The 22,535-nt window shown below is 45.8% G+C and carries 24 protein-coding genes and 1 pseudogene; 16 read left to right on the top strand and 9 right to left on the bottom strand.

Annotated features, from left to right (window positions below):
* Positions 1-9: 9 nt before the first annotated feature.
* The gene (locus K2P83_RS03610; protein ID WP_292926513.1) at positions 10-348 is read right to left on the bottom strand and encodes a hypothetical protein; all 339 of its coding nucleotides are present in this window, start codon (positions 346-348) and stop codon (positions 10-12) included.
* 272 nt (positions 349-620) lie between these two features.
* Between K2P83_RS03610 and K2P83_RS03605 the strand changes: the two genes are divergently transcribed.
* The 4 genes from K2P83_RS03605 (at position 621) to K2P83_RS03590 (ending at position 4,862) form a co-directional block, all read left to right on the top strand.
* Positions 621-1,343: a hypothetical protein gene (locus K2P83_RS03605; protein ID WP_292926512.1), complete on the top strand. Its 723-nt coding sequence runs from the start codon at positions 621-623 to the stop codon at positions 1,341-1,343.
* A 145-nt stretch (positions 1,344-1,488) separates the two neighbouring features.
* Positions 1,489-3,027 carry a murein biosynthesis integral membrane protein MurJ gene (murJ, locus tag K2P83_RS03600; protein WP_292926511.1) on the top strand — a complete coding sequence of 513 codons (1,539 nt, stop codon included), beginning with the start codon at positions 1,489-1,491 and terminating at the stop codon, positions 3,025-3,027.
* A 138-nt stretch (positions 3,028-3,165) separates the two neighbouring features.
* Entirely contained in the window at positions 3,166-3,744 is a 579-nt protein-coding gene (locus tag K2P83_RS03595; RefSeq protein WP_363279345.1) for an SRPBCC family protein, read from the top strand.
* Positions 3,745-3,827: 83 nt separating this feature from the next.
* Entirely contained in the window at positions 3,828-4,862 is a 1,035-nt protein-coding gene (locus K2P83_RS03590; RefSeq protein WP_292926510.1) for a methyltransferase, read from the top strand.
* 58 nt (positions 4,863-4,920) lie between these two features.
* On the opposite strand, the gene K2P83_RS03585 is transcribed toward K2P83_RS03590, so the two are convergent.
* From K2P83_RS03585 to K2P83_RS03555, 7 genes and pseudogenes are all read right to left on the bottom strand, one after another.
* Positions 4,921-5,232, bottom strand: a complete 312-nt coding sequence (locus K2P83_RS03585) for a hypothetical protein (RefSeq protein ID WP_292926509.1) — start codon at positions 5,230-5,232, stop codon at positions 4,921-4,923.
* A 94-nt stretch (positions 5,233-5,326) separates the two neighbouring features.
* Positions 5,327-5,476 carry a hypothetical protein gene (locus K2P83_RS03580; protein WP_292926573.1) on the bottom strand — a complete coding sequence of 50 codons (150 nt, stop codon included), beginning with the start codon at positions 5,474-5,476 and terminating at the stop codon, positions 5,327-5,329.
* Between the two features lie 64 nt (positions 5,477-5,540).
* A pseudogene (locus K2P83_RS03575) lies at positions 5,541-5,711 on the bottom strand (ADP-ribosylglycohydrolase family protein); the annotation flags it as partial.
* A gap of 115 nt (positions 5,712-5,826) precedes the next feature.
* Positions 5,827-6,633, bottom strand: coding sequence for a GTP cyclohydrolase FolE2 (folE2, locus tag K2P83_RS03570; protein ID WP_292926508.1), 807 nt, complete (start codon positions 6,631-6,633; stop codon positions 5,827-5,829).
* 103 nt (positions 6,634-6,736) lie between these two features.
* The gene (gene dxs / locus K2P83_RS03565) at positions 6,737-8,581 is read right to left on the bottom strand and encodes a 1-deoxy-D-xylulose-5-phosphate synthase (RefSeq protein WP_292926507.1); all 1,845 of its coding nucleotides are present in this window, start codon (positions 8,579-8,581) and stop codon (positions 6,737-6,739) included.
* Between the two features lie 36 nt (positions 8,582-8,617).
* Complete coding sequence (locus K2P83_RS03560; protein ID WP_292926506.1) at positions 8,618-9,511, bottom strand: polyprenyl synthetase family protein; 894 nt, start codon at positions 9,509-9,511, stop codon at positions 8,618-8,620.
* Entirely contained in the window at positions 9,501-9,755 is a 255-nt protein-coding gene (locus K2P83_RS03555) for an exodeoxyribonuclease VII small subunit (protein ID WP_292926505.1), read from the bottom strand. Before K2P83_RS03555 ends, K2P83_RS03560 begins: the two co-directional genes overlap by 11 nt.
* Before the next feature lie 469 nt (positions 9,756-10,224).
* Here K2P83_RS03555 and K2P83_RS03550 point away from each other — a divergent pair, with 469 nt between their 5' ends.
* The 12 genes from K2P83_RS03550 to K2P83_RS03495 all read left to right on the top strand — a co-directional run bounded on the left by K2P83_RS03550 (position 10,225) and on the right by K2P83_RS03495 (position 21,882).
* Positions 10,225-10,710 carry a hypothetical protein gene (locus K2P83_RS03550; RefSeq protein WP_292926504.1) on the top strand — a complete coding sequence of 162 codons (486 nt, stop codon included), beginning with the start codon at positions 10,225-10,227 and terminating at the stop codon, positions 10,708-10,710.
* 150 nt (positions 10,711-10,860) lie between these two features.
* A complete protein-coding gene (locus K2P83_RS03545; RefSeq protein WP_292926503.1) occupies positions 10,861-12,012 on the top strand; it encodes an N-acetyltransferase in 1,152 nt (383 codons plus the stop codon).
* Positions 12,009-12,854 carry a nucleotidyltransferase family protein gene (locus K2P83_RS03540; RefSeq protein ID WP_292926502.1) on the top strand — a complete coding sequence of 282 codons (846 nt, stop codon included), beginning with the start codon at positions 12,009-12,011 and terminating at the stop codon, positions 12,852-12,854. The genes K2P83_RS03545 and K2P83_RS03540 overlap by 4 nt, the downstream gene beginning before the upstream one ends.
* A 63-nt stretch (positions 12,855-12,917) precedes the next feature.
* Positions 12,918-13,997: an LPS export ABC transporter permease LptF gene (lptF, locus tag K2P83_RS03535; RefSeq protein WP_292926501.1), complete on the top strand. Its 1,080-nt coding sequence runs from the start codon at positions 12,918-12,920 to the stop codon at positions 13,995-13,997.
* Positions 13,994-15,055, top strand: a complete 1,062-nt coding sequence (gene lptG / locus K2P83_RS03530; RefSeq protein ID WP_292926500.1) for an LPS export ABC transporter permease LptG — start codon at positions 13,994-13,996, stop codon at positions 15,053-15,055. The genes lptF and lptG overlap by 4 nt, the downstream gene beginning before the upstream one ends.
* A 68-nt stretch (positions 15,056-15,123) precedes the next feature.
* Complete coding sequence (locus K2P83_RS03525; protein ID WP_292926499.1) at positions 15,124-15,336, top strand: NAD-binding protein; 213 nt, start codon at positions 15,124-15,126, stop codon at positions 15,334-15,336.
* Positions 15,330-15,776 carry an NAD-binding protein gene (locus K2P83_RS03520; RefSeq protein ID WP_292926498.1) on the top strand — a complete coding sequence of 149 codons (447 nt, stop codon included), beginning with the start codon at positions 15,330-15,332 and terminating at the stop codon, positions 15,774-15,776. Before K2P83_RS03525 ends, K2P83_RS03520 begins: the two co-directional genes overlap by 7 nt.
* A 2-nt stretch (positions 15,777-15,778) precedes the next feature.
* Positions 15,779-17,143, top strand: a complete 1,365-nt coding sequence (locus K2P83_RS03515) for a TrkH family potassium uptake protein (protein WP_292926497.1) — start codon at positions 15,779-15,781, stop codon at positions 17,141-17,143.
* Positions 17,144-17,244: 101 nt separating this feature from the next.
* Positions 17,245-18,483, top strand: coding sequence for a CDP-alcohol phosphatidyltransferase family protein (locus K2P83_RS03510; RefSeq protein WP_292926496.1), 1,239 nt, complete (start codon positions 17,245-17,247; stop codon positions 18,481-18,483).
* A gap of 20 nt (positions 18,484-18,503) precedes the next feature.
* On the top strand, positions 18,504-20,498 hold the full coding sequence (locus K2P83_RS03505; RefSeq protein ID WP_292926495.1) for an acylglycerol kinase family protein: 1,995 nt from the start codon (positions 18,504-18,506) through the stop codon (positions 20,496-20,498).
* A 64-nt stretch (positions 20,499-20,562) separates the two neighbouring features.
* A complete protein-coding gene (locus tag K2P83_RS03500) occupies positions 20,563-21,207 on the top strand; it encodes a DUF2959 domain-containing protein (RefSeq protein ID WP_292926494.1) in 645 nt (214 codons plus the stop codon).
* A 138-nt stretch (positions 21,208-21,345) separates the two neighbouring features.
* A complete protein-coding gene (locus K2P83_RS03495) occupies positions 21,346-21,882 on the top strand; it encodes a YaeQ family protein (protein WP_292926493.1) in 537 nt (178 codons plus the stop codon).
* A 111-nt stretch (positions 21,883-21,993) separates the two neighbouring features.
* On the opposite strand, the gene K2P83_RS03490 is transcribed toward K2P83_RS03495, so the two are convergent.
* A complete protein-coding gene (locus K2P83_RS03490) occupies positions 21,994-22,527 on the bottom strand; it encodes a hypothetical protein (protein WP_292926492.1) in 534 nt (177 codons plus the stop codon).
* Between the last annotated feature and the right edge of the window lie 8 nt (positions 22,528-22,535).

The raw sequence follows: 22,535 nt of genomic DNA, 5'->3' as shown, positions 1-22,535 counted from the left end.
TTGTTCGAATTACTTTTTAGAACCGCATTTCCCTTCACCACATTTACCTTCTTGCTCGGCTTTCTTGCCGCCGCATTTTCCTTCCATATTTTGTTTCATTTCATTTTTACCACCACACTTCCCTTCACCGCACTTACCTTCATTCTCAGTTTTCTTGCTATCAGATTTACCTTCTTGGTCTGATTTGTTGGCACTGCTTGCATCAGCAAGCTGCATGTAACCGCCAGATAGTTCATTCATCGCAAAAGGATTTGCGCGGGTATCAGCTGAGAGATTACTGGCAGCAAGACTGGTTACAAGTGCAGTACCTAATGCGAATGAAATAGGTTTCATTGATTTTTTTGACATCTAACTTCCTCCATAAAAATTGATCAATTCGATAACACGTGATAATAACTCCAAATTCAAATGAAGTCCCTCATTTCTTGATTGCTTCGAGAATTTCTTACATCTCCGCACATCAGAATGGAAAGCTATCACTTGGTATGGATCAATCTGCGTCCTTTTCCTGGATCAGCTTCAATCTATTATCTATCTTGCTTTTTTTGCATGCTTCTCTCTGATAAACTCAGCGCTTCGATAAATACTATAAAAATAGCCTGCAAATTGAGGAGTCCTGAATGTTTGACAAACCCAACCAACTCATTTTTTATATCAATGTAACACTCATTATTTTCGGCGTTCTGGTCGCACTGTTGACTGACTACTTTGTAATCGGGTTAATATTTGCTTTCAGTGCAGCGATATTGGTCTATGATCAATACAGACAAAACAAATCCGCATTTACTATCTCAGATCTAAGAAAAATACTGACTATCCACGACACAAACGGCAATAAGGCAACGCTAATACAAACACAAATGACAACTGCCTGCCATGTTGATAATTCAGAATATTGGTTTAGAAATATACGTGGGATGGGCAGCATCAGTAACTTCAGAGTCAATGATAGCGATCCGGCTGAGCAGATAAAAGAAAATGGAAGCTATCGGGTATGCATGAAACTTCCACCTGAGTTAAAAGTGGTGAATGGTTCTGATCTGATCCTATCGTATGAATACGAAGATGCTTTTACACAAACAGAAGGTGTTCTTTCCCACGTCGTTGACAATGACACACGGCAGCTGCATCTAACTGTTGAATTACCGGCGGGACGCTCTATTTCTTCAGCTCGGTTTTTCTGCAAGCATGATGACATAGAAGAAGCGCTATTACCGCCCGTTGTTACCGGACAAACCAAAATCGAAGCCGATATTAAAAACCCAAAACTTGGTGCCGAATATTGCCTGCAATGGAACTGGTCAGAAGCTGGCTTCATGAAGAAAATAAGCCGCCTCTTCTAAGCTGAAACTACCCTTTTTATTTTGGTTGGAGTTGAAAATTATTCTGAATTGAAATTGAGAAGCGCACGGATTTTGAATCACAGCTAATCCGGGCAAAACAGCCTTCCATCTTGCCCACTAATCGCGCAAATACTTATATATCGTTTTGAATTTACTCAAAGCCCTCGCTGCCGTCAGCAGCATGACATTTATATCGCGCATTCTCGGCTTCTTGCGTGACGTCATCATTGCGCGGATTTTTGGTGCAGGAATGGTAACCGATGCTTTTTTTGTTGCTTTCCGTATCCCCAATCTGTTACGGCGACTATTTGCCGAAGGCGCATTTTCACAAGCATTTGTTCCGATTCTTGCCGAGTATAAAAACACGCGCACTCCCGTAGAAACGCAAGACTTGGTTGATCACATCACCACGCTTCTAGGCATCACACTTTTTTTCATTAGCGCCATTGGTATCTTAGCTGCACCGCTAATTATCTACGCCAGTGCGCCCGGATTTTCTGCCAATCCGGAGAAATTCAACTTAACCGTTGAACTCCTGCAGATTACGTTTCCCTACATATTTTTTATTTCCTTGGTTGCTTTGGCAGGCGGCATACTCAACACCCATGGAAAATTCAATGTTCCTGCGATTACGCCAGCGCTATTAAATTTATCATTTATCGGCTGCTCACTGTGGCTCACACCTTTACTCGATCCGCCGATTCTCGCGCTGGCTTGGGCAGTGTTTATCGGTGGTATATTACAACTCGCTTTCCAGATACCCTTTCTGCTACGGCTCAAACTATTGCCTCGCATCCGTTTCAGAAACCCGGATACCGGTGCCTGGCGTGTGATCAAATTAATGGGCCCAGCAATTTTTGGAGTATCAGTCGGCCAGATCAGTTTGTTGATCAACACCATCTTTGCCTCACTTCTTGTTACCGGCAGTGTATCCTGGCTTTATTATGCCGATCGATTAATGGAATTCCCCGCCGGTCTGCTGGGTGTGGCATTAGGCACAATTCTATTGCCATCGTTAGCCCGGCATTACAACAGCAATAGCACCGAAGAATATTCCCGCTTGCTCGACTGGGGCTTGCGACTGACAATACTACTAACCTTACCGGCGGCCCTGGCATTGGCATTATTAGCAACGCCTCTAATCACAACGCTTTTTCACCACGGCGCATTTACTGATCATGATGTATGGATGACACGCGAAGCATTAATTGCCTACAGTGTAGGGTTACTCGGATTAATTCTGGTTAAAGTGCTGGCACCTGGATTTTATGCTCGCCAGAACATCAAAACACCTGTCAAAATTGCTGTCATCACGCTGATTGCCACACAACTGATGAATCTCGCCTTCATTATTCCTTTAAAACACGCTGGACTGGCATTAGCAATCGGTCTGGGAGCTTGTCTTAACGCAGGGCTACTGTATTACAAGTTACGCAGTCATAAAATTTATCAACCACAATCCGGATGGCTTATTTTCTTTGTGAAAATACTGATCGCTTTGTCGATTATGGGTGTTGTCTTATGGTTTGCTACAGGCAGTGATGATTCTTGGTTAATCGACTCAGCCATGGCGCGTGCCGGCCGATTAAGTTGGATAGTTATTCTTGGTGCATTCAGCTATTTCGCCGCTTTATGGCTACTGGGATTCCGTATCAAAGACTTTACCAAACAACAGGCAATATAGCGCGCAGCTCATGCCCGTGCACTTTAAACGAATAAGCAGTATTTAATTGCCAATTGTTTCCTCGTCTTCCAAAAATAATTATTTCTTACTGATATAGTGCTTGAAATCGATCCTTTATTCGTTTAACGTCTAAGCTAATTGCCAGTCAATCAACTGAATTGGGAATTCACCAATCAGAAAGGATCAAGCAATATGTTTAATTTAGGTTCGATGCTCAATTTAGGCTCCACCGAGCCGGTCATAGGCAAGGCACATACTATCGTGGAATGCTCGGCTAACGAGCTTTTTCAGTATCTCGGGGAAGGCTTGTTTGAGAATTACCCCAAATGGTCGTCAGAGGTTAAAGAACTTGAACAAATCACTCCCGGCCCGATAAAGTTAGGCACTGTGGGGCGACAGGTACGTATCGACCAAGGGCGCCGAACAGAATCCAAGTTTAAAATTTCCACTTATGAGCCCGGTGTGCGCCTAACACTTGTTGGGGTGTCTGATCCTTATCGTTGCACATATGAATTACAGGCTGTCCATCCTGAACACTCAACCAAACTGACGTTTTCTTTTGAGTTGCTTGAGATTCTGGCCATCATGCGGCCATTCGAAGGATTAGTCCGCGCTGCTATTAAAGACGGCGCTGAAAGAACGGTACAAAATATCAAACGTCTGGTTGAGACTGAAAAATCGATGAAAACTTCTATTATTCATCGGGAGCCTCTTTAAATTATGCGGTATAGCAACCTAAGTATTTACACATAACTTACGACTGTGTATCTGGTAAATCAATTAAAGTTAAAGGAGGATTGATGGCACAAGATGCTTTTTCCAACATCCAGGCACCGCGAGTCGATGATCGTCCGGTATGGGATGTAGTCTTTGCGGTTTACGGTTATCCCGCATTACTGCTGGCGCATCGGTTAAAAGTTTTCCCTTTTCTGGCAGATGGCCCGCGCACATTAACCGATATTTGCAATGCACTCAATATCAAGCAACGTCCGGCAGAAGCCATCCTGACAGCAGCGACCGCATTGGGTTTTTTATCGTTGCAAAAGGGATGCTATGCGCTGACCGCAGTGTCAGAGGAATATTTATTGGAAAAGAATCCCAATTATTTCGGATTTTTCTGGGATCTGATGATCGACAACTATCAGGTATCTTCCTTTGCAAGTCTGGAAAAAGCAGTTCTTACAGATTCTCCGCAGGCTTATGGCGGCGGTGACATTTTTAAGACGCATGAAGAGCAGATCGAATTGTTGCACCGCTTTACGCGCGGAATGCATAGCACCAGTATCACATCAGCATTCGTTTGGCCAGAGATCTTGGATCTTTCTCAGCATCGACTGATGCTCGATGTCGCAGGAGGCTCTGCTGCGCATTCGATTGGTGCAGCATTAAAGCTACCCAATCTGAAAGTACTATTTCTGGATTTTCTTCCGGTATGTGAGCTCGCTCAAGAATATATTGATCAATATGGTTTGCAAGAACGTATCAAGACACACGAAACTAATATCTGGAATGATCATTGGCCTTCAGCTGATCTACATTTCTACTCAAACATTTATCACGACTGGTTACCGGAAAAGTGCCACTTCCTGACTGCAAAGAGCTTCGATAGCCTTGAATCCGGTGGACGCATCATCATCCACGAAATGCTTTATGATGATCAGAAAACAGGTCCTTTTGCCCCCGCAGCATTCAGTATGATGATGATGGGTTGGACCGAAGGCAAGCAATACTCCGGTCTGGAATTATCAACGATGTTAAAGGAAATCGGATTTGAGGAAATTCAAATCCATAAAGCTTTTGGCTACTATAGCATCGTAACCGGCCGCAAACCCTAGCTTTGTTTATTCACCCCATTCACGATTGAGTATCGGGTTAAATTACTTCTTGCTGATATTAATTGACACTGACCGCCTGCACAGCAAGATCCATAGCAAGACTCTTGAGGGTGTCGACATCTTCAAGTCCGTCAAGGAATCGCTGCGGAATGCCGGATAAACCTACTTGGGCGCCGACAAGTGTGCCGGTGAGAATGGCGCGGGGTGGATCGAGATCACTCTGGCGCGGCGGTTGTAAATCAGCAAAAGTGACGGCATGAAAGGGTAGCTTCCCGGTTTTTACCAGTTTCATAAGTTTATCCGACAATGTTTTGTCCAGCGCATGCCCTTGTATCAGCATACCTAGCACCGCTGCATAAGCAACAGTCATTGAGATTACGGTATATCGATCTGGGTAAGGCGCGTATTATTTGCCACTGCGGTAGCCAGTTCAGCAGGCTGGAACGCATAGCGAACGGCTAAGGCTAGCCGTGCCGCTCAATTGCTTCCGTGTCATCCGCATGACCGCCTGTTTGACCCCATGGCAATTTCTGCTCCACACGCCGCCACCATGTTTCCCGAATTGATTGGCTGGTGTAACCGCCCGGCCCACCCATCGATCGGTGTTCCATCAACAAACGGAAAGAGCTCCTCATCCAAGCGGCGACAAAAATCCACCTCACTATATTCACTATGTTCAACCAGGGAACGCAACATTAACGTGAGAATAATGCCTGCTTGAGAGAACTGACCTGCCTTGCGTCCGCTATGATAGCGGCCAGGTTTGGGATCGGTAGTAATCCATTCACCGAACTCACGCCGCAATTCAGCGAGATCGCAATACCAATGAGGGCCCGAGAGCCAGTGCATCGCCGATAAAAGCGCCCATGATGCCACCGGCAGCGCGCTCTTGAGTGATCGTATCCGGCATGCTGCACCTCCTCAACAGGCCGTTGACTAAGACTGCTACTCAGGAGTTACGTAATTATTGGCGGCGTTTCTTATCGTTCTCAATCAGTGCGTACGCCGAATGGTTATGAATAGATTCAAAATTCTCTGATTCGACCACATAGGCATCAATGCGCCCATCATGGTTTAGCACTTCCGCAATATCTCTCACGATGTCTTCAACGAACTTGGGATTGTCATAGGCCTTCTCAGTCACGTATTTCTCATCAGGCCGTTTCAAAAGGCCATAGAGTTCACAGGAAGCGTTACTCTCTGCAATTCTAATAACATCTTCAATCCATACAAAACTATTTGTGCGTACGGAAATCGTAACGTGGGAGCGTTGGTTATGCGCGCCATAATTCGATATCTTCTTAGAACACGGACATAAACTCGTTACCGGCACCACGACTTTCATCGTAAAGAGATATTCATTATTTTTAATCTCACCAATGAATGTCACTTCATAATCCAATAAACTTCTTACTTGCGATACCGGTGCGGATTTATTAATAAAGTAAGGAAAAGTCATCTCAATATGACCGGAGTCTGTTTCCAGTTTTTCGATCATTTCCCGTAAGATAGCCTGAAATGACTCAACAGAAATTTCCCGTTCGTGGCTATTGAGTATTTCCACAAAGCGGGACATATGCGTGCCTTTAAAATTATGCGGTAAATTCACATACATGTTAAAGATTGCCACCGTATGCTGCACCCCATCATCCTTATCGGCTACAACCACAGGATGGCGGATGGCTTTAATCCCTACCCTGTCGATTGCAATACGCCGGGTGTCAGGCGAACTCTGCACATCGGCAATGGGCAAATCTATTTGTTTATTCATATTATTTCCTCCTATTGGATTAGGAGTCTCTGGCAACAATTGAGTTCCACACTCGTAACTCCCAGTCAGGATCAACACTGTTGAAACAACAATCAGTTAAATATTAGTCAGATAGTATTGACCGCACTGATTGGATAATACCATTCTTGTCTAATCCGCAATCTGCAAGCATTTGCACAGGATCACCCTGATCGATAAAAACATCCGGCAGCCCTAGCTGTAACACTTTGACACAAATTTGCTGACTATTAAGAGATTCTGTAACAGCGCTGCCTGCCCCACCCATCACGGTATTTTCTTCAACCGTAACCAGCAAATCATGACTGGCAGCTAAAGATGCCACCAGATCATCGTCCAATGGTTTGATGAAGCGCATATTGACCGCTGTTGCATTGAGCTCTTCGGCTGCCTCAAGGCACGGTGCCAGCATACTGCCAAAAGCTAGTAAAGCGATTTTTTTCCCCTGCCGCCGGATTTCACCGCGGCCGATAGGTAATGCTTGCATTTCTTTTTGCACCTGCACGCCGCTTCCGGAACCTCTTGGATATCGTACCGCCGAGGGTGTCTCCAATTGAAAAGCAGTATACAACATCTGCCTACACTCATTTTCATCCGCAGGTGCCATAACGGTCATATTCGGAATACAACGCAAGTAGGACAAATCAAAACTACCTGCATGCGTCGGACCATCTGCCCCCACCAATCCGGCCCGGTCAATGGCGAATACAACCGGAAGATTCTGAATAGCAACATCATGGATCAACTGGTCATATGCCCGTTGTAGAAAAGTCGAATAAATCGCTACGACCGGCTTTAAGCCATCGCATGCCGCACCCGCCGCAAAGGTAACCGCATGTTGCTCAGCGATACCGACATCAAAATAACGTTCGGGATATTCCTGTGAAAAACGAACCAAACCGGATCCCTCGCGCATCGCCGGGGTAATGCCTATTAAACGGGAATCCTGCGCAGCCATATCACACAACCAGTCACCAAATATTTGTGTGTAGGCAGGCTTTCCTGCTGCTTTAGGAATAATTCCTTTTTCCGGATCAAACTTACCCACACCGTGGTACAGAATGGGGTCCTCTTCAGCCACTCTATAACCAGCACCTTTACGCGTCACCACATGGAGAAACTGCGGGCCATCAAGGAGCTTGATATTATTCAGGGTGGTAATTAAAACATCCAGATCATGCCCATCAATCGGACCGATATAATTAAATCCAAATTCTTCAAATAAGGTACCCGGTGTTACCATACCCTTGACATGCTCTTCGGCGCGTTTAGCCAATTCCAGCATGGGCGGAACAACACCCAGCACTTTTTCGCCAGCACGGCGGGCCGTAGCATAGAATCGTCCCGACATCAACTTAGCCAAATAATTGTTCAGTGCGCCGACCGGCCGTGAAATCGACATATCGTTGTCATTTAGAATAACCAGCAAATTGGCATCCATCACACCGGCATTATTCAACGCTTCAAACGCCATCCCCGCACTCATGGCGCCATCACCAATAATGGCAATTGCACGCCGATCCGTCTTATTTAATTGCGCAGCGACCGCCATGCCAAGAGCAGCACTGATTGAGGTACTCGAATGTGCGGTGCCAAATGCGTCATACTCACTTTCATCGCGGCGCGGAAATCCGGCTAACCCGTCCTGCATGCGCAATTTACTCATGCCAGTTCGCCGGCCGGTCAGAATTTTATGCGCATAGGTTTGATGCCCCACATCCCAAACAATCTGGTCATGCGGTGTATTAAAAACATAGTGCAGGGCAATGGTTAATTCAACCGTACCCAGATTGGAGGACAGATGGCCACCGGTTTTCGCGACCGATTCAATGAGAAAACCACGTAATTCCTTAGCAACCTGCGGTAATTTCTTTTGGTCCAGTTCACGTAACTGGGAGGGAAAACTAATGGTATCTAACAGTGGATACATTCAAAACCTGAAATAAAAATAATGGAGAAATAAAACTCAGAATTTACGTTTAATTATAAAATCGGTTACTTGACGCAATCGTAATGCAGCTTCACCAAAGCTATCTAAAGCCTGATAAGCGTCATGCTGCAATTTCTCCGCCAATTCACGCGCTTGGCTAATACCTAGAATACTGACATAAGTGGGCTTATTATTCTCAGCATCTTTACCGGCGGTTTTACCCAATGTGGCCGTTGTTGCCTCGGTATCCAACAAATCGTCAACCACCTGGAATGCCAGACCAACGCATTTGGCGAAGTGATCCAATTTACCCAACTGATCATTATCTAAACGGTTATTACAACGCGCCCCGAGCATCACAGCAGCACGAATCAAAGCACCGGTTTTATGGATATGCATAAATTCCAGCTCTGGCAGGCTTAATGTTTTGCCAACACTATCCAAATCAAATGCCTGCCCCCCTGCCATACCACGCGAGCCAGCAGCTACTGCCAGCTGCGCGATCATCTCTAATTGCGTCCCCGGCTCATCAGCCAGACACTTCTCCGCCAATAATTCAAAAGCCAAGGTTTGCAAACTATCGCCCGTCAGCAGCGCGGTAGCTTCATCAAACTCTATATGACAGGTAGGTTTGCCGCGTCGTAGAATATCGTCATCCATGCACGGCAGATCATCATGCACCAAAGAATAAGCATGTATGAGCTCTACCGCTGCAGCAACAACCGTCACACGCTCAACATCTGCATGCACAAGCTCTCCGGCTGCAAAAGACAATAGCGGACGCACGCGCTTTCCTCCACCCAGCACTGAATAGCGCATTGCTTTATGTAATCGCTCAGGAACGCAATCTGCAGCAGGTAACCTTGATCCTAGGAATGTTTCGATACGCGCCTGACAACTACCTGTCCAGCTCTGAAAATCAGCGCTCATCACGGTCAGATCCTGTAAAGTCTTTTAACATACCGGCTTCAAGCACGCGAACCTGCTGCTGCGCACCTTGCAGTTTATTCTGACAATATTGCAATAACTCTGCCCCGCGTTGATACGCTGAAAGAGAAGCCTCCAGTGACATTTGCCCGGCTTCCATGGCCGTCACTATTTTCTCCAATTCAGCTGATGCCGCCTCAAAACTCTCTGGCTGAGATGAAACAGCATGCTTAGATGATTTGGTCATAAATACTTAGCCAGCAAGAATACAAATATAAAAATAGATGGTTTTTTACATATAAGCAGATAAAAATAACGCAATAAGCAGTGTCAGGTCAATTCAAATTTAGTAATAACTGCCCTCCCCGCTTTCTGCGGGCTATTGATGAATAGCTGAAAAACGGCTTGGGTCACCGGACACATGTGATTATCAATCCTTTAAAAATACTTCCCGAACTTTTTCCATAACCAGTTTTTACTTTGAGCAAGACAGAATAACAATATTGATACATCGCGCGTACTATGGCAAGATACGAGCCTAGGTAGGCCTCGTCAGGATTAGGTAAACATTCGATCTGTTACAGAATAAGTCATTGAAAAATCGCCTTTTACCTGCTCAATCGTCACGACCGCTTATTTCGGCAATATCCCCGGGTAGAGGTTCTCGATACAAGAACCCATTCTGCGTTTTCTAATGTAATTAAATTGAGACAACCTTGAACGAAATCATTGATCAAATCTCCGGATATTTTGAAACCGTGCCGTTATGGCCATTTGTCTTATTTGGCTTTCTAGGGTTGGTGGCTGTATTTGTTGAAATTCTTAATCGCAAGCGCCGCGCCGATGCGATTGATAACTTCCGCTATACGATAGAAACAGAACTGGCTGACATGTATCCTCAGCATAAACGCTGGCCTAAGAATATCAACATTTACCTCTGCTCCCGGCTGCCTGGAATGCAGCAAAACTTTGAAGTTTTAAGAGTATTCCTTCCTCAGGATCGTCTGCTCAGCTACAATACAGATTGGAATAATTATTGTGATTTCTGCCGCAATATCACAGACGAGAAAATTGCCGCAGCTGAACAATCCTCGGCATCCGATCCTTCTGAAGGCACCAAACAATCTACGCATAAAGAGTCAGATCCAAAAGAAGTTTTTCATAAGCTTGTAGCGGATTTATTGAAACACACACACATTTAAAAACTTCTTCGCCCTACATGACGCAATACAGCGAATCAGTGAGTATTGGCATAGCAACAGATTCGATGCAATTGGCAGTGATTCCGGATTGTCTAGCGAACAGATTCATAATCCAGCGCATTATCATTAAACCCACATCATTCATTTGTCATGAATACACACGATAAACCGGTTGGTTCCAAAGTAACGGTGCGCCCGGTAATGTCTTATCGTGATATGGGTAGGTTTATTGATGTACCCTGGTACATCTACGCCAATGATCCGTTGTGGGTGCCGCCTTTACGCCTGGAACGGCGCTTCCATTTTTCCCGCTTTAATCCTTTTTTTAAACATGGTGAATGGCAAGCTTGGGTCGCCTATCAAAACGGTCAACCGGTTGGGCGAATCAGTGCACAGATCGATTCGCTGCACCGGGAACGCTATGGCGCAGATAGCGGCCACTTCGGTCTGTTGGAATGTATCGACGATTCAGAAGTTTTTGCAGCGCTGATACTGAATGCCGAAGCTTGGTTGGCTTCCCGGCAAGTACGCCATGTGAGTGGTCCGTTCAATCTCTCTATCAATCAGGAATGCGGAATTCTGGTCGATGGATTTGACACACCACCGGTCATCATGATGCCCCACTCACCGCGTTGGTATGGCCGTTTACTGGAAGAACAGGGTTATCTTCCCGCCAAGGATCTACTGGCTTATAAGGTCCGGGTCGATTTTGAAATACCCCGTGTCATGCAGGTTTTGATCAATCGATTTTCGTCAAGGGTAACATTGCGTACATTAAAACGTAATCATTTTGATGAAGAAATGGAAACCTTGCGGGACATTTTTAACGATGCCTGGTCTGAAAATTGGGGTTTCATTCCCTTCACACGGGAAGAATTTGCCGAGCTGGGTACCAGCCTGCGCATGTTACTGCCGGATGAATTCATCCAGATTGCCGAAGTCGATGGCAAAGCTGCGGCATTTATGGTTGGACTTCCCAATCTCAACGAAGTGTTAATCGAATTAAATGGGAGATTGTTTCCGTTTGGCTGGCTCAAAATAATCAAAAAGATCAGAAATAAAGAGATACGGACAGGCCGCATACCACTGATGGGTGTCCGCAAACAATTTCACAATACACCGCTAGGCCTGGCATTGGCTTGCCTGGTCATTGATGCGCCACGTCAAGCAGGAATTGCCCGCGGCATTGAAGAAGTTGAGATGTCATGGATACTTGAAGATAATGTTGCAATGCGCAGCATTCTCGACAGTATAGGCAGCAAGCAATACAAACGTTATCGCATTTATGGAAAAACATTGTGAACGATGAATCTTGTTCATCACCGCAACGATTCGCCGCGCTGGTTTTAGCTGCCGACCGCACCAACAAAGATCCCATCACGCAGCATACCGGTGCCGCCTGCAAGGCCTTTGCACCTGTGGATGGCATTCCAATGGTTATCCGCGTTCTGGATACGCTGGCGGCTTGCGATCTGGTCACCACAATTATCCTTTGCGGCCCTCCCGAATCTCTGCACATGCATTGCCCGGAATTAAAACAGCGCATTGCCTCCGGGCAAGTGATTTGGATACCGAATATGGATTCCCCCAGTCGTAGCGCTGAAAGTGGCCTGAGCCAAATACCCAGCGATACGCCGGTATTATTAACCACCGCTGATCATGCCTTGCTAACACCCGATATGGTACAAAGTTTTCTGCGTGATTCCTTAGTAACCCAGTGTGATGCCACGGTTGGTTTGGTCAGACAACAAGATATCGCCGCCGCATTTCCCGGTTCCAAACGCACTGTTATCCGCTTACGCGACGGTGGATTTTGCGGCTGCAATCTGTTTACTTTTAACCCGCAAGGACGAGCATTAATCAGATTCTGGCGGCAAGCCGAAGATTTGCGCAAACGCCCCTGGCGATTAATCGCACAAGTACTTGGATTCAAAATGGTATTGGCGTATTTGTTTGGATTTCTCACGTTGCAACAAGGATTGCAAGCCGTATCCGAAAAATCCGGGGTAATAATACAGGGCATCCTGCTTGACGATCCACGAGCCGGTGTCGATGTCGATAAAGTCGGAGATTTAGTGCTAGCCGAATCCATACTCAAGAAAAAGCCATACTCTTTTTCCAGTAACACGCAATCTATTGAGTGATCTGCCACCTGCACTCGTTAATACTACTTGCCATACCATCAATTATGTTAATCACACCGATTTATGAAATTAATTGAACGGTATATCGCACGCGAGATATTACTGCCCTTCACGGTAGTCATTCTTATTCTGGTCGGTTTATTTGCCAGCTTCAGTAGCGCACGGCTTTTGGCAGGAGCTGTCACTGAAACTTTAGGAATCGCCGCCCTGCTGAAACTGGTTTTTTTAAAAACGCTGATTGCACTGGAAGTATTAATCCCCATCGCGCTCTATATTTCGGTCATCATAGGTCTCGGCAGACTTAATAAAGATCAAGAGTTGAATGTCATTCGTTCTGCCGGTGTCAGCGGGACACGCATTGTTCTCACCGTACTGACAGTGGCGATACCGGTTGGTATTGTCAGCGGCATGCTCTCATCCTATGTTCGTCCTTGGGCCTATGCGGAAAGTTACATTCTGGACGCACAGGCAGAAGCCGAATTAAATACAAACCGGTTTCAAGCCGGGCGTTTTCATGGTAGTGAACGAACCGGCAGAATCGTCTATGTACGCAACAAGAATGACGCCGACAAGCAAATGCAGTATATTTTTCACTATATCAAGAAGCCGGACGGCAGCGAAATTGTCATTGCCAAGCAAGCTCGCCAGATTCAACCGTCAGAACCGGAACAAAGACCGCACATCCAGTTATCCGAAGGTATGATTTATCAATTAACCAGTACGGCCAGCATTGATGATGTCATCCAGTTCAAAAACATGACTTATTTTATTGATAGTGACTATGCTCTGAATTACCGGCGCAAGGCAGCCGCAACAAGAACACTGTGGGAATCCGATCAACCACGTGATATTGCCGAATTGCAATGGCGAATTTCCCGTCCGCTCGCTACGATTGTGTTGGCTTTAATTGCAGTAACATTCATTCGTAGCACGCCGCGCCACGATAAAACCGATCGAACGTATCTTATTGCCGCACTCGTCTTCGCCGCCTATTATAACTTTACTGGACTGGCCAAAACCTGGGTTGAGCAAGGTGTCGTTGGCAGCATACCGGGGGTTTGGTGGCTCTATCTACTCATGCTAGCAGCATTGGGTATCCATGCACTGATATCAAGACAAAGACCATTTTCACGCCCACGATGATGATTTATCGCTATATCGCTTACCAAGTGCTGATCGGCTTCATGATTGCCGCTTCGATTCTGCTTCCATTATTCAGCTTCTTTGATTTATTAGATCAACTGGATAATGTAGGCAGAGGCACTTATCGCATCCAAGATGCTTTTCTCTACACAGCGATGCTCTTGCCACGCAGATTTATTCAGATCGCACCTTTTGTTGCTTTATTAGGCACAGTCGTTGCACTTGGAAAACTGGCCGTGGATTCGGAATTAATTGCTATGCGCGTTGCCGGACTGTCACCGCTTCGTATCAGTCTTGCACCATTAAGCGTCGGTATTGCACTACTGCTGAGCGTCGCGATTTTAGAGCAATTTGTAGCACCCCAGCTGCAACAAAAAGCGATTACCTATCGGGCGATCGCGCTGGAGCAAAGTGCTGAATTAGGTAAAAACCTGGGTATCTGGACGCGCAACGAGCAGAATATCCTGCGCATCGGTCATATGTTGCATGCCAAAAGAGTAGCGGATATTGAAATCCTGCAACTGGATCAAGAAGGTTTCTTACTCGCACATACCTTGTCGCAATATGCGGATATTATCGATGATGATATTTGGGAATTAAGTAATGTCGTTGTCAGAACATTTAAAGATGATCAAATTTTAGCAACCCGCCTCAATACATTAAACTGGTCCTCTTTTCTGAATCCGGAAGATATTCTAACGCTCACCAAACCACCCGAAAGCCTGTCACCACTTGAATTGGTGCGACATGTAGAATTTCTACGCAGCACGGGGCAGGATGCGGATTCCTATGCATTGGCGTTATGGCGGAAAGTTGGCAGTGCACTGATGACAGTAGCCATGCTGCTATTATCCATTCCATTTGTATTTGGATCGATCCGTACCGGTTTGAGCAACAAACTGGTATTTGCTGCGCTGATCGGCATTGCTGTTTACTTGTTGGACCAAATTATTGCCAATGCCGGCCTGATATTGCGCCTAAACCCTGCATTCATCGCACTTGTCCCTGGATTACTTATGATTATTCTGGCCAATATATGGTTACACAAAACCTCTTAATCCAAACTCTCTATTAAAAAGCAGCGCATGAAAATACGATCTTCCAGTTGAACAAATACGAGGAACAAATGGGACAATTTGCAGTAATAGGGCTTGGCCGGTTTGGTTCGGCAGCATCACTGGAATTGATACGCCTTGGTCATTCAGTAATAGGCGTAGATGTTAATGCAAAAATTGTAAACCAAATGGCGGATCAACTCACCCTTGCCGCAATCGCCGATGCAACCGATGAACATGCGCTTAAGGATTTGAATACACGACCTGTAATGCTGCTTTGGTAGCGATTGGTGACAACCTGGAAGCCAGCATATTGTGTGTATTGCTGCTCAAAAACATGGACATCAAAGAAATCTGGGTCAAGGCTACTTCAAAACCGCATCACACCATCCTTTCCAGGATTGGCGTTGCGCGGATCATCCATCCTGAAGAAGAAATGGGTATAAAGGTGGCACAATCACTCAACTATCCGATGGTCAATCAGTACATGACGATTGGTCATAATCTATATGTGGTTGAAATTAAAATAACTGAGAAATGCCAGGGTATCTCGATTGAAGCATTATTGAAAGAAGCTCAGGACACCATAGATCCTTTATTGGTGCGGCGAAAAAGAACCATTCTCAAGCCTGTCGAGCTAAGCTTTGTTTTGGAAACGGGTGATTCTTTAATACTCGCGGGTTCATTAAACGCGCTTAAAACAATTGCACCCAGGTTACTGTAATTATGAAATTATGGGATCCCCATGTTTTACCCTACAAAGTGGTCACGGCAAAAAAGAATACACTGAATATCAATCCACCAACGGTATTATTTCTGGGGTTTATTTTACTCATTACACTGGGTTCTTTGCTATTAAAGCTGCCGTTTGCTACGCATGCGGAAACCAGTTGGTTGCAATCTATATTTACTGCAACGTCAGCGGTAACGGTCACGGGACTGGCTGTTCTCGATACCGGTACTCATTTTACACTGTTTGGTCAGATCGTCATCGCACTACTGATCCAGACAGGAGGACTGAGCTTTATGACGTTTGCGATTGTCGCGGTATTAAGTTTGGGTGCAAGATTAGGAATCGGCCAGCAGATGATTGCGCAAGAAGCCTTTAATCAAACCAGTTTAGAAAAAGTCACTCATACAGCAAAGTACGTACTGATATATTCTTTGTTCATTGAATTGATTGGATTTATATTACTGACGATCACCTGGCTAAATGAGCTAGGTTTCGGTAAAGCTGCCTATCATGCATTTTTCTATACGATTTCCGCATTTAACAATGCCGGATTTGCTTTAAATAGTAGTAGTCTTGTACCCTACTTTAACAATTTGCCAGTCAATTTAATCATCACGGCACTTTTTATTATTGGCGGTATTGGCTTTTTAGTATTGATTGATATCAGCACACACAAAAGATGGCACAAGTTAAGCGTTAATACCAAAATTGTATTACTGAGTACGCTTATTATTAATTTTTGCGCATTTGTACTGATATGGATTCTTGAAGCCCACAATCCGGCAACATTAGGTCAGTTATCTGTTGCTGATCAAGCGATAACTGCTTGGTTTCAGGCAGTAACGCCACGGACGGCGGGTTTTAACACCTTAGCCATCGAAGAACTTACGGATGCCACAACCGTTTTGATGATTTTGCTGATGTATATCGGCGGAGGCTCGTTAAGTACAGCCAGTGGTATCAAAATTGGTACTTTTGTAATTTTAATCATGGCAACTTATGCCTTTCTACGTCGAAGAGATGATGTGGTGGTACTGAAACGTACCATACCGCAATCTCAGGTAATGAAAGCATTGGCACTCACCATTGTATCTATTATCATGATATTTATAGGAATATTTGTTTTATCCATCATTGAAAAGGCACCACTGATTAATATCGTTTTCGAAGTGGTATCTGCGCTCAGTACGGTTGGTTTATCCAGAGGATTAACGAGCCAATTGAGTATGGGAGGGGAAATTGTCATTATATTTTTGATGGTAGTCGGTCGTGTCGGACCACTCACTTTCGCTTATTTTCTAGCTACTCCCAAGAAAAAATATATTAAATACGCCAATGCTGAAATACAAGTAGGTTAATTTTCTTGACTCCGCGTGATTTATAATCTACTTATGACTAAGCAGCATGCAGCTGAAAGATATCTATAGGCATAAACCTAATAACTATTACACTACAACACATGTCGACTTCAACCTATATTTATATCTTCGGTGAAAGTGAAACCAAAATTTGGGGATTAACGGGCCGAGAGCGTTTGCAACGCATGTTACAAACACACGAGCACATCAAGCTGGTTGATGATGCTGAAAAAATTCCTGCAAGCGCGACCGCTTTATTTTTGAATTCTAATTTTCTATTTGACGCCCGGGTGTTGACCGCACTGCTCGGGCTGAACAAGAAAATCGCCTTATACAACGACGAAGGCTGCCCTGCGGCGATACGTACCGATGGTAGTCAAGCACCGCAAATACTCAGGAATCTTAACAATAATAAAAGCCAGAATTATAAGTTCGTGTTGCTGATCATTCCGCGCATTGGTCTACAGGATCTGAAAATAGATTTTCAACAAAATCTGAAAAAGAAAGACCCGCCTTACATTTTGCCTGTCAGCGAAGCCAATCGTCCGTTACTGGAAAAGGAGCTGTTTTCCGGATCGTATAAAGGCGTGACCGATCTGGTCACTAAATGGCTGTGGCCGCTGCCGGCATTCTGGGTGACGCATTATTGCGTGCGTCAGGGCTGGCAACCGAATCATGTCACCTATCTCAGCATCGTGCTCGCCATTCTGACCGGATTAGCATTCTGGGGCGGATTTTTTGGCATTGGATTGCTCATGGGATGGTTCATGACCTTTCTCGACACCGTGGACGGAAAGCTGGCGCGTGTCACCGTAACTTCCAGCCGCCTGGGGGATGTACTGGATCATGGCTTGGATATTATTCATCCACCACTGTGGTATCTGGCGTGGGGAGCCGGTTTGGCAAGTACGCTTACACCTATTAGCGGTTTGGAAATCATGATGTGGCTCATGTTTTTAGGGTATGTGGGCGGGCGCTTATGCGAAGGCGCATTCCAGTATTGGCTGGCATCTTTCGATATGTTCATCTGGCAAAAATTGGACTCATTTAACCGGCTGATTACTGCCCGGCGCAATCCGAATCTGATTCTACTCACGTACGGGTGGTTAACTAATCAACCGGATGTCGGATTGCTGTTAGTCGTCGTCTGGCATGTGATCTCAACGGCGATACTGATATGGCGCTTGATGATCGGCTGGCAAACCAAGCAGAAAGAGGGAACACTGAAATCCTGGTTGCAGGATATCGATCCAGCGCGTGACCGGGAAATATGGGCGGTCAAAATATTTACACGCGCGCCGATCACTCTGAGAAAACCCTATCCCGTATCATCCCATTAAGTCGCACTTAGCATCGCCCAATGACATCACAAGCACGGATTGATCGCTTAAAAACCGGAGCAGCCAAAATCGGCTGCCTGATCAATCCAATGGGCGGTCAGACGCGTAAACGTCAACCGGCTATCCGGCAAGCATTGACTGAAATACCCGGCATCATGGTTTGCGAAGCCACAGATGCGATCACATTCAAAAGCGCCATTGACCAGTTGCTCCGGGCAAACATCGATTTACTGGTGATTGTCGCCGGCGACGGCACGACGCATGCGATTCTCGGCCATCTGTTTAAATTATTAGCACCCGAAAAATGGCCGGTGCTGATGGTCATACCAGGCGGCACCACCAATATGACGCCACTGGATCTGGGCATACACGGCAAACCGGAACAAGCATTACACCGCTTGCGGGATTATCTGTTAAAGCCATCAGCGCCTAAGCTGGTGCAGCGGCCGGTGCTACGAATCGAGCAAATTGGAATAACTCCGATTTACGGCATGTTCTTCGCAGTTGGGCTGGTGGCGCGCGGCGTGAAATTTTCGCGCAGCCCGGTCAAACAACTGGGAATCACCGGCAGCATTTTTACGTTTCTGATCATGCTGCGATCACTCATTGGCATCATTATCGATATGCTACTTGGCCGCCAGCAAAGCGAGTGGGCGCCTGTCAATATGACAATGACGGAAGCAAATGGACGAATCCATCACGGCACTTATCTGTTTGCACTGGTCAGCGCATTGGATTCTTTGTTACTCAGCATCCGCCCGTATTGGGGCAAAGAACCGGCACCGCTTCATGTCACTTGGGTCAATCAACAACCTAAGCGTCTGTGGCGTTCGGTATGGCCATTACTGTCAGGCGGCGGCCAAGTGTTACAAGAAACCGACGGCTACTATAGCCATAATACCCATTCTTTGACCTTGCAAATGGATGATGAATATATTGTGGACGGTGAATTGTATCGATCTCTTCACTCCCATGAACCGTTGCGAATTTCCGCGACGGATCCCGTAACATTTTTTGTACCAGAGGACACTACGACTTCCATGACCAGATCCAAAGCCACATCCGCTGCGCAACTACCTGTTCGATTGATTAACGAAGTGGCGTGGGAAAGCAAAAAAGCGGTATCGCCAGATCTCGTCCCTTTGGTGGATGCACTCATCATGCGCTTCGGCGCATCACTGGATGCGGTGATTCTGTATGGCTCCTGCCTGCATTCCGCCATCAGCCTGGATGAAGGCATCGTTGATTTGTATGTCATCGTCGATAGTTACCACAAGGCTTATCCTGAGCGTTATTTGGCCAATTTAAACGCCTGGCTGGCACCCAATGTTTTTTATCTGGAAATACCGCATCAAGGAAGTACGTTACGCGCCAAATACGCCGTCATTTCTACCAGTGATTTTGCACGTGGCGCGCAATTCTGGTTTCACCCGTATATCTGGGCGCGCTTTGCGCAACCCTCGCGGTTGCTCTACTGCCGTGACGATTCCGTTCGGGAGCGCATTTATGCGGCACTCGCTCATTCCGTCGTCACCTTTCTAAAATCCGGCGTACCGGCACTTGAGGCAGGCATACTTGATGTCGAAGAAATCTGGACCCGTTGCCTGACGCTCACCTACGCTGCCGAATTACGCGCAGAGCGAGAAACACGTGCACGCCACCTGGCACAGACCAATCTGAATGCACTGATCCGCCTGACGGAAGTAGCAGCGCCCATGCTGACAGGAGTATTGGAAAAACAAGAAAATGGAAAATATCGCTGTCTGACCACTCCGGAGACACAGCGGCAAGCGCTCTGGCTCTGGCGGCTGCGCCGTTGGCAAGGACGCATTCTGTCGATCCTGCGATTATCCAAAGCCACGCTTACTTTCAATAATAGCGTCGAGTACGCTGCCTGGAAAATAGAACGGCACACGGGTGTCAGCGTGGAAATTACCCCGATGCTGCGCCGTCACCCCATCCTGTGGGGTTTAAAAGTAGCCTGGCGGTTGATGCGACGGGGTGTATTGCGCTAAATCCAATGGCTTCATAAGAGATAACAAAGATCAACAACCTACAAACTTTTTAATGGAGACAAACATGAACTATCTGTATCGGTTACTCATTCTTTCCGTATTTTTTATGCTAATGGGTTGTTCCACGATGTATCTCGAGGCTCTAGAGAAAGTTGGCATTCCGAAGCGCGATGTGATGGTATCCCGGGTTGAAAAAGCGCGCGACACACAAGAAGAAACCAAAGAACAATTCAAATCGGCATTGGAACAATTTACTGCCGCCACCAATTTTGATGGCGGTGATCTGGAAGCCACTTATAAAAGGCTGAATGACGCTTATGAAGCCAGTGTCGCTAAAGCCGAAGAAGTCAGAAGCCGCATCACCGATATTGAAAGCGTCTCTGAAGCTTTATTTACTGAATGGAAACAGGAAATCACGCAATACAGCAGCGCCGCGATGAAGCAAAACAGCCAGAAGAAACTCAACACCACGCAAACGCATTATCGCCAGTTAATCAAGTCGATGAAACAGGCAGAAGCCAAGATTGAACCGATCCTCACCGTGTTTAACGATCAGGTCATGTTCCTCAAACACAACCTCAATGCACGCGCCATTGCTTCACTCAAAGGAGAATTGAGCACAATTAAGTCAGATGTATCCGCACTGGTTGTTTCCATGGAGCAATCGATTAATGAAGCGAATGCGTTTATCAGCACGATGGAAAAATAAACACTCTCAAAAAACCTCGGAATAACTGTCATTTCGAGCGAAGCGAGAAATCTATGGCTTTGATCGCCAAATATTCCTCACAGCATTCGGAATGACAAACGGGTTTATTCAATAGCTCCTTACGATAGAGGCACGTCTGTGGCACTCAAACCCACCATCTACAAATTTAAAATTGCACTGACCGACCTCAATCGTAATTATTACGATACGCTCAACTTGACCATTGCTCAGCATCCCTCCGAGACGCTCGAGCGCATGATGGTGCGCATGCTGGCGTTTTGTATCAATGCACAAGAATTTCTAGTGCTCAGCAAAGGATTGAGTACCGTAGAAGAACCTGACCTATGGGCACATACCCCGGATGGCCGGATTGCGTTATGGATCGATGTCGGAGAACCCGCCCCGGAGCGAATCAAGAAAGCCACCCGGATCGCTCAAACCGTCAAAGTATATAGCTTTAACTCCAAATCGAATGTCTGGTGGATGCAAGAAAAAGCAAAATTCAACGAACTGACCGCAGCCATTTTCCAGTTTCAATGGCCAAACATTCAGGCACTGGCAAAACTAGTACAACGCACGATGGATATCTCTGTCACGATTACTGAGGAATCGGCTTATGTGGCGGCGGAATCTGGGGAATGTGAGGTGGGTTGGGTGGCGTTAAAAGTAACTTGATCCACTTTTACCCATGCAGATATTAACTCTGAGCTCGATTCGATTTCTTGAAATTTATTTTTCTACAGCTTTAATATGAATTCAGCGAACAACAAAAAGAAAGTCATGGGTCTATTCAATTTTTCCCTCCCATTGACCAGTGCTTGAATCACGCTTCATGATTGCACTGGTTGGATAATCCCGACCAACCGTACGAAAGATTGACAACACTTGCTGAATCTCGATGAAATAAAGCTTTTCATGACGTGTACGGTCTGAGCATATGTAGAACCCAAGCAATTGAGATTGTTCTCCTTCGACGGGAACAAAGATGTAACTATGAATGAATTGGTTACATAGGAACTGAACATCTCGCGTTTCTTTATTAATCTTGTTGAGATTAAACAACTCGTCAATCCGGTGAGCATTGAAGTAGTCAACTCTCCCAACACAAGAAAACCACTTCAACTCGAAAATCATCGTTTTGGTTTTATCTGAAACCTTGAAGGTATCGAGAAGCTTTCGAACCGCATAGAACCCAAAGAAAAGTTCCTTTTCAACTCTCACCAGAGAGCACTCTGCCGATCCTTCGGTAATCCGCAACTTCTCGAGCCAAGTAGCAGCACGAAGCAGAGGTATTTTCCAGTACTCAGACTCGTGAATCACCCTCTGAT

Source organism: Nitrosomonas sp. (assembly GCF_019752415.1).
Classification (GTDB): domain Bacteria; phylum Pseudomonadota; class Gammaproteobacteria; order Burkholderiales; family Nitrosomonadaceae; genus Nitrosomonas.
Note: the sequence above shows the minus strand (reverse complement) of the source record. Positions and strands in the feature narration are given on the sequence as shown.